Genomic DNA, 7024 nt, shown 5'->3' on the forward strand with positions numbered 1-7024 from the left:
ATCAGTCGGCCGAGGACTCGCTTGAATGCCACGAGCCCAACGCAAGCTTGCTGAGCCATGCCATGAGCATGAACAGTCCAACCCCGGCGACCGAGATGAGGAACAGCGCAGCGAACATGCGCGGTATGTTGAGCTGGTAGCCGGCCATCAGGATCTGGTAGGCCAAGCCGGTTGCCGAGCCGCCTGTGCCGGCGACGAACTCCGCCACCACGGCTCCGATGAGCGCGAGCCCGCTGGAGATGCGCAGTCCACCGAAGAAGTAAGGCAGCGCACTCGGAATGCGCAGACGCACGAGCGTCTGCAGGCGGGTGGCGCGGTTGAGCTTGAAGTAGCTCTGCAGATCTGCATCGATGCTGCGCAGGCCCAACGTGGTGTTCGCGATGATCGGGAACAGTGCCACCAAGGTCGCGCACAGGACCAATGACAGCGTGGGGTCGCGAACCCAGATGATGATCAAGGGTGCGATGGCGACCACAGGCGTCACCTGCAGCAGTACGGCATACGGGAACAGCGCGGTCTCGATCCATCGGCTCTGCACGAACAGGAACGAGATCAGCACTCCCAGCACGATGGAGACCAGGAACGCCAGCAATGTGATCTTCAATGTCACCAGCAGCGCGGATACCAGCATCCCTGCATCGTTCCAGAGCGTCAGTGCGATCTGTAGCGGTGCTGGCAGCACGTAGGGCGGCAGTTCGAGTCGGACGACGGTCCACTGCCACGCGAGGAGCAACATGGTTGCAACAAGGAGCGGCAGCAAGACACGCTGCACGCGCTGATCCTGCAGCATTGGGCGTGCGGCCGTGCGCACGTTCTGAGGGACAGATGCGGGTGCGCTCATACGGTTACCTCCGTCGCACTGGCGTGGTGCAATGCGACCTGCAGTCTCTTGGACAACTGCGCAAATTCGGGCGAGACCATGAACTCCTCGTTGCGCGGATGCGAAGTGTTGATGGCGATTTGCTCGATGACCCGACCCGGGCGTGGTGCCATGACGATGACTCGCGAGGAGAGAAAGGCGGCTTCGTGGATCGAGTGGGTCACGAAGATCACCGTCAGGTTTTTCTCGCGCCAAAGTGCGAGCAAGTCCGAATCCAGCTTGAAGCGGGTGATTTCGTCCAACGCGCCGAACGGTTCGTCCATCAGCAGCAGGTTCGGCTGCACGACCAAGCCTCGCGCGATCGACACGCGCATCTGCATGCCACCGGACAGCGCGCGAGGAAGCGACTTGGAGAACTTCTCCAGGCCGACCATCTCCAGGGCGTCGTCGACACGCCGATCAGCCTCGTCGCGAGGAACGCCGGATAGATCGAGAGGCAGACGCACATTCGTCTGCACGTCGGCCCAGGGCATCAAGGTCGGCGCCTGGAAGACGAAGGTGCAGCGCTTGTCGCTGGGTTGATCGATGGGCTTGTTCCACAGGTGGATGCGGCCATCGGTGGGCTCCAGCAGGCCAGCGATCATCTTGAGCAAGGTGCTCTTGCCGCAGCCGGAAGGTCCCAGCAAGGTCACGAACTCGCCCTGGCGAATCTTCAGATCGACGGGCTTGAGCGCGACGGTTCCATCGGGATAGGTCTTATCTGCTGACAAGACATTAACCGCAGGGACATCCAGGGGAGTGGTGTGGTGGGCTGTGTTCATGGGAATGGGTTGGAAGGTGGTGCCTGGGCGGGGCTGCGCCTTGCCGGCGCGGCACTTCGCGCTGCTTCACGGCATCACTTTGACGTCCTCGATCAGGTCGAGCATGTAGACATCGGCCAGCTTCAGTTTCTGGGCGTCGATCATTTTGTTGCGCACGAGGAATTCGAAGCTTTGTTGCGTGCGCGCTGGATCGATCGCACCGATGCCGTTCGCTGCCGCGTAGCCGCTGGTGACGATGCCCATCTCCTTGAGCTTTGCAACGCTGTAGGCCAGTTGCTCGTCGCTCATGTTGGGGTTGTCCTTCTTGATCAAGGCGTTGCCCGGCGTGGGGTTGGCCAGGTAGCTCTTCCAGCCCTCCATGGTTCCTCTCACGAAGGCGGCCACTGCACTGCGTCGCTTCTTGACCGTCGCATCCATGCAGGAAATCGTGGCCGCATACGAGGGATAGCCGTGGTCAGCGAAGAGGAAGGTGTTGGCCTTCACGCCAGCTTTCTGGACCGCGAAGGGCTCGGAAGTCAGGTAGCCCTGTTGGACGAGCGTCTTGTCCGACATGAAAGGTTGAATGTTGTAGGTGTAGGGGCGCGTCTGGCCATCCGTGAACCCATATCGCTCCTTAAGCCAGGCCCAGTAGCCCCGTTGTGCGCTCGGAGAAATCAAGATCGTCCGGCCCTTCATGTCTTCGAAGGTCTTGACGTCCTCATGCGCAATCAAGACTTGAGGGTCCTTCTGGAAGCTTGCCGCCACGGTCACGACCGGGAGCCCTCCAGCGCGGACGGTCATCATCTGCAGGTCGCTGCTGCCCATGACACAGTCGGCCTGTCCCGCGCCCATGATCTGGAGAATGTTGACCTGCGGCCCCCCCATCCGGATGGTCACCTCCAGTCCATTCTTCTTGTAGATGCCTGTGGCCAAGGCCTGGTAGTACCCGCCGTGTTCGGCCTGGGCATACCAGTTCGTGACATAGGTGAACTTCTCCTGGGCATGGGCATGGCTCAGGCCGCTGACAGCGGTCACCACAAGCGCAGTTGCACGAACGATGTGACCTGCATGGACAACGATGGACGACATGAAGTGAACTCCTGAATAAGTAGGGTGGGTCGAGCGAGGAGACATGGGCAAAGGGGATGCGGCAATGGAAGGCGCTGGGGCGCGCTCTACACGGCAGGCACGTGCCGCTCGGACGCCTGGATGTAGCCCGTTTCGTTTCCGCGCCCCCAGGTCGCTTGCGGACGCTGCACCCATTCGAGCTTATGGAGTTCGGTCAGCGCCTGTACCCAGCTGTTTGCCAAAGTGTCGAGAATCTCCAGGCCCTGCTCGCGCGTGGCGGTGGTCGGATCGCCGATGATTCCCGATGGACCGAAGTCGCGCGCCACCCAAGCGCACGCGGGGCGGCCGTCCGAAGACAGCATCTTCGAGGGGAACACTGGCGGGAAGTTGGCAACCGCACGTTCCATGTGAACGGTCTCGGGCGCGAGCGCCAGCATCAACGCCGTCTCGGAGTGGCCCGCATGCATGGACTGCTTTTTCTCTTGGTCGCTCACCTGCCGGCTGGCGGCGCTCGGCAAACGGGTTACACCGAACGGCACCACGATGAAGTCACCGTGGCGCAGCCGCAGTTCCCGGGCTGCCATTTCCAGGACCTGCGGTTGTCCGCCGTGGCCGTTGGCAAGCAGCAGCTTGCGAAAGCCGCTGCGGTACACGGATTCGCCGATCTCCACGACTGTGGAGAGCAAGGTGGTTCCGGTCAGCGTGACCGTCCCCGGAAAGTGCAGGTGCTCCTCGGACTTGCCGTAGGTGATCGGAGGCATGGCAAATGCCGGAACTTCGCTCGGCAGGCGTTCAAGTGCTTTGCCGATGACGCCGGACGCGATGACGCTGTCGACGGAGCAAGGAAGGTGCGGGCCGTGTTGCTCGATCGCGCCGCAGGGCAGCACGACGACGGTCTGCTCGCGGTCGGGCAGGGCGTTGATGTCGGTCCAGCTGAGATAGGGCAGGAACCGATTGGGTGGGATGTAGCCGTGCAACATAGATATGGAGGTGAAGTTGGGTGAGAGGGAATGAAGGAGATCGATGCAGTCACAAACGTTGGCCGGCGCGCAGCACAGTTCGTTGTGCTGTATTGGAGGGCCAGCTCCAGCAATCGCTGTGCGGAAACACGACCAAGTCAGCGGGCTGTCCGACGAGGCCGGCTCGCTTTGGAGGGACGCCGCGCCCGAGCCAGTCACTGCGGCAGATGCTGTCCGACCACGCATCGAAGGGACGGGGCAACTGGGCGACCAGGGTGCCCACCGTCATGACCTCCGGCAGATCGAAAGTGCCCAATCGGCAGAAGGGATCCTGGACGTTGTCGCTGGCAAACAGGACAGGAATGCCCCGCGCCCGAGCCTCGTGAACGCGGGTCAGACCGCGTCGTCCCGGCGTTCGGCCGGTGACTGCATCCTGGAGCATCAGGTTGGTCGTGGGCAACGCCACCAGCGTGAACGGCAAGTCGCTCAGAGCATCCAGGACCTGTGAGGCGGTGTCGTCGTCGAGCGCTGCAAGTGAGCAGGCATGGCCGCACACGACTCGTCCGGAAAAACCTGTCTCGCGCACGATTCGGGCGGCGGTTACCAAGCCACACGCACCAGGGTTGAGTTCCTCGTCAACGTGCAGATCAACATCAAGCCCGTGGCGTTGCGCTGCGCGAAACAGGTTTTCCAGAGCTAAGGCATTCCAATTGCTGGAGTGCACAAATGCACCCAGGATGGCGCTTGGGCCGGTCGAAGCGACGTGCCAAGCCAACCGGTCTGCCCGCTCGAAGTCCGCGAATACCGGCAGCTTGACCAGACTCACTTGTTCGACGCTGAGGCGACTGCTCCATTCCTGCCCAAGCTCGCGTATCACATGCCAGGCCAGCGGCGGCTCTGGCCCCTCTGCCCAATCGATGTGCGTGCGGATGTGGCTCGTGCCATTGCGCCATGCAGCCTCGAGACCGCGTGACATCCGTTCTCGCAAGTCGTTAGTGCTCCAGCGGGAGCGATCCTTTGCCATGGCGTCGATGGCCGCGAGCAGGCCTGGACCTGCGTCGTGCAGGCGCGATGACGTGTAAGCCTTGTCCAGATGCGTGTGCGCATCAACGAAGCAGGGTGTGACCAACGCCCCGTGCAACTGCCACCTTGATTCCGGGTGCTCCACATCGGCACTCCGGTGCGGGGTTACGGCCACGATGCGGCGGCCACAGATGCCGATGTCGGCAAGAGCGGGTTGCAATTCCCGTTGCGGCCAATCAGGCGGCAGCAGCCACTGCGGCAGCCGCGCAGCCTGCAGCAGGCTGGCGGGTCTGGTCAAACCTGCTTCCGGCGGTTGCACCGGTATGGTCATAGGTCCAAGGTCAGGAGGTCGGATACAGAGCGCGAACAGCACAGCGCGATGTTGCTGGCTCGCTCGGACTCAGCGAGGCACATGTCCTTGTGGGCTGGGTGGCCCTCGAGATAGGGTGTGACGCACGAGCCGCAGATCCCCTGCTCGCAAACTGTGTCCACAGGGACTCCCGCGCTCTGCAGGACGTGGGCGATCGTCTGGTTGTGCGGGACCGCGAGCGTCATGTTCCTGCGCGCGAGATGGACATTGAAGCTCCGCGCGGTGGGTTCTGCTGTGGTGAGCGGTACCGGCGCCGAAACAGCCGGCGCCTGGAAATACTCGAAGTGCACCCGGTCCGGGGACCAATGTTTGGTCGCTTGCTGCACCCCCTCCATGAACCCGGCCGGGCCGCAAAAGTAGACATGGCAACCCAGCGGCGAGCGTTCGATCAGGTCTGCTGGCCGAACTGGCTCCGCCTCGTCATCCAGATGGACGGATACGCAGTGGCGCCAAGCGGAATTCTCCAGAATGGTGCGCAGCGGGAGCGACTCCCTGGTGCGCGCGAACACTGCCAGGGTGAACTGGCGCCCAACTTGGTGCAGCTGGTGTGCCATGGCCACCAGAGGTGTGATGCCAATGCCGCCGCCGAGCAGCAGGGCGTGGCATGCCGTGTCCGACAGGGCGAAGACGTTGCGCGGCGCGCTGATCTGGAGCTCGCAGCCCACTCGAAGCTCGTGAATGGCGGCAGAGCCGCCACGGCCTGACGCTTCGCACTTAACGGCGATCTCGTAGCACGACGGCGCAGCGCTCGGTACGCCGCACAGAGAGTAAGCACGGACCAGGCCGTTCGGCAGGTAGACATTGATATGGGCGCCTGCCTCCCATGCATGCAAAGGCCGACCATCCAGGCCCTCGAACTGGAAGCGGTGTACATGCGGCGTTTCCCACGAAACACGGGTGAGCCGGATGGGCGTTCTGGAATCGGATGAAGTTGTCACAGCGAACAGTGCACCAATTTGACCAATCGATCTGATCGAATGGTCAAATTAAGCACGTGCTATGCCAACTACGGCGGCGCGCCGCGGAAATTCAGCGGTTGGGTTTCAATCCGCAGCCCATGAGGATCAAGCTACAGAGTTCCTGGGCAATACGCTCGCGGTCCGCATGCAAGCCCCCCGGACCGTGGTCGAGCAACACCCTCACCTGCGGCGCGAAATCGGCGTAGTGCTGGGTTGTCGCCCAGATGTGCATCAGCAGCAGTCGCGCATCGAGCGGTCGCATGAGGCCCTGCGTGATCCACCCTTCGATTGCGTCGATCTTGCCCTGCGTCCACGCCCGCGTTTGCGGCCAGAACTGAGACAGGTTCTCACCGCCATCTAACATTTCCCGGGTGAAGATTCGAGAGATGTCGGGATGGTCGAAGGCGTGGTCCAGCTTTTGCCGAATATACTTTTCGAGCACGGCGGCCGGGCTGCCCAGGTCAAGGTCAAACGCTTGGACGACCTTCCACTCGTGCAATACATGCATCAGAAGGTCGCAGTAAAGCTGCTCTTTTCCGGCAATGTAGTAGTGGAGTTGCGGTTTGGTCAGACCAGCCCGTTCGGCAATTCCCTGGGTCGACGCTCCCTTCAGTCCGTGCAGACTGAACTCGATGATCGCCGCTTCCTGGATGTTTGCCATGATGCGTTCTCGTCCCACCCGTGCGCGAGCCGGGTTCACGGTGACAGGCGTGCGAGTTGGTTTGAAGTGGCTGTTGTCGGTAGCGTTGACCATTGATGTGCGTAGGGTGTGAACGCATCACTGTTGCGAATACCTTCTTGCTGCGATTGTCACCTGGGAGTGTGCGAGATGCCGCCGCGAGGTGTTCGGCTTCAAATTGCGCCTTGGCAGCTTCGTCGACACGCCCTCCCAACGTTTGCTGGCGATTGCGCGCAAACGGCTGCTGGTGATGTTGCCCCCGTATTCCCGGTCCCGCCCTATTCGCAATAAAGCGCCTGGTCGGCTGCGGTGGCCTGCTGCCGCCTGAACTCCCGAGGCGAACGCA

8 protein-coding genes are annotated in these 7024 nt (G+C 62.1%); all 8 read right to left on the bottom strand.

Going from position 1 to position 7024, the window contains the following annotated elements; all coding sequences use genetic code 11:
* Position 1 precedes the first annotated feature (1 nt).
* Positions 2 to 841, bottom strand: coding sequence for an ABC transporter permease (locus ASF45_RS20960; protein ID WP_056667321.1), 840 nt, complete (start codon positions 839 to 841; stop codon positions 2 to 4).
* Positions 838 to 1641 (bottom strand): ABC transporter ATP-binding protein, encoded by an 804-nt coding sequence (locus ASF45_RS20965; RefSeq protein WP_056667324.1) that lies wholly within the window; start codon positions 1639 to 1641, stop codon positions 838 to 840. The genes ASF45_RS20960 and ASF45_RS20965 overlap by 4 nt, the downstream gene beginning before the upstream one ends.
* Positions 1642 to 1707: 66 nt before the next feature.
* On the bottom strand, positions 1708 to 2709 hold the full coding sequence (locus ASF45_RS20970; RefSeq protein WP_056667328.1) for an ABC transporter substrate-binding protein: 1002 nt from the start codon (positions 2707 to 2709) through the stop codon (positions 1708 to 1710).
* 86 nt (positions 2710 to 2795) lie between these two features.
* On the bottom strand, positions 2796 to 3668 hold the full coding sequence (locus ASF45_RS20975; protein ID WP_056667330.1) for a creatininase family protein: 873 nt from the start codon (positions 3666 to 3668) through the stop codon (positions 2796 to 2798).
* A gap of 49 nt (positions 3669 to 3717) precedes the next feature.
* Positions 3718 to 5001: an amidohydrolase family protein gene (locus ASF45_RS20980; RefSeq protein ID WP_056667341.1), complete on the bottom strand. Its 1284-nt coding sequence runs from the start codon at positions 4999 to 5001 to the stop codon at positions 3718 to 3720.
* Positions 4998 to 5978: a PDR/VanB family oxidoreductase gene (locus tag ASF45_RS20985; RefSeq protein ID WP_156473118.1), complete on the bottom strand. Its 981-nt coding sequence runs from the start codon at positions 5976 to 5978 to the stop codon at positions 4998 to 5000. The genes ASF45_RS20980 and ASF45_RS20985 overlap by 4 nt, the downstream gene beginning before the upstream one ends.
* Before the next feature lie 91 nt (positions 5979 to 6069).
* Entirely contained in the window at positions 6070 to 6660 is a 591-nt protein-coding gene (locus tag ASF45_RS20990) for a TetR family transcriptional regulator C-terminal domain-containing protein (protein WP_369802151.1), read from the bottom strand.
* A gap of 117 nt (positions 6661 to 6777) precedes the next feature.
* Positions 6778 to 7024: hypothetical protein (locus tag ASF45_RS36580; protein ID WP_235580990.1), on the bottom strand; the 247-nt coding region annotated here is incomplete at its 5' end.

Source organism: Pseudorhodoferax sp. Leaf265, assembly GCF_001422365.1.
Classification (GTDB): domain Bacteria; phylum Pseudomonadota; class Gammaproteobacteria; order Burkholderiales; family Burkholderiaceae_C; genus Pseudorhodoferax.

Excerpts from the sequence above, each read along its gene's own strand:
- ASF45_RS20960 (WP_056667321.1), bottom strand. The coding sequence starts at position 841 with ATGAGCGCACCCGCATCTGTCCCTCAGAACGTGCGCACGGCCGCACGC.
- ASF45_RS20965 (WP_056667324.1), bottom strand. The coding sequence starts at position 1,641 with ATGAACACAGCCCACCACACCACTCCCCTGGATGTCCCTGCGGTTAAT.
- ASF45_RS20970 (WP_056667328.1), bottom strand. The coding sequence starts at position 2,709 with ATGTCGTCCATCGTTGTCCATGCAGGTCACATCGTTCGTGCAACTGCG.
- ASF45_RS20975 (WP_056667330.1), bottom strand. The coding sequence starts at position 3,668 with ATGTTGCACGGCTACATCCCACCCAATCGGTTCCTGCCCTATCTCAGC.
- ASF45_RS20980 (WP_056667341.1), bottom strand. The coding sequence starts at position 5,001 with ATGACCATACCGGTGCAACCGCCGGAAGCAGGTTTGACCAGACCCGCC.
- ASF45_RS20990 (WP_369802151.1), bottom strand. The coding sequence starts at position 6,660 with ATGGCAAACATCCAGGAAGCGGCGATCATCGAGTTCAGTCTGCACGGA.